Raw genomic sequence first — 423 nt, forward strand, 5'->3', positions numbered from 1 at the left:
CAGCTCCATCAACCAATAATCAATTGGTCAGTATTATTTATTTGAGTCCAGTGGCTAACTTATTCTTGAAATTTAGGAATATCTTTAATAGCGCAAATAAGCTCATAACTTTCTATGGTTCAACCTCTTTTCTGCAAAAGCAGGGGGTAGATTTGGTAAACATTCAAATCCATGATGTTGCTGACGATTTTAGGGTCATGGGCGATGACACAGATACAATAGACAATTTAAGCGCTTATTATGGATATGATTTACCTACCAACATTTATGAACGTTCAGGCATTGACTGTGCAAAAGCTGTTAATTTCTGTTATAAGAAAATGGAAAGATATCGTCGAGCCCAAGAAAAAATCGAGTAGGAGGTAATTGATTATTTCAATTACCGACCTCTCACACCACCGTACGTACGGATCCGTATACGGC

Annotated in this window: 1 pseudogene; it reads left to right on the forward strand. The window is 37.4% G+C overall.

Annotated features, from left to right (window positions below):
* Positions 1-359: pseudogene (locus QOS10_RS09520) on the forward strand (hypothetical protein); the annotation flags it as partial.
* Positions 360-423: the final 64 nt, after the last annotated feature.

Origin of the sequence: Limosilactobacillus galli, assembly GCF_947381495.1 — a bacterium.
Taxonomy (GTDB): domain Bacteria; phylum Bacillota; class Bacilli; order Lactobacillales; family Lactobacillaceae; genus Limosilactobacillus; species Limosilactobacillus galli.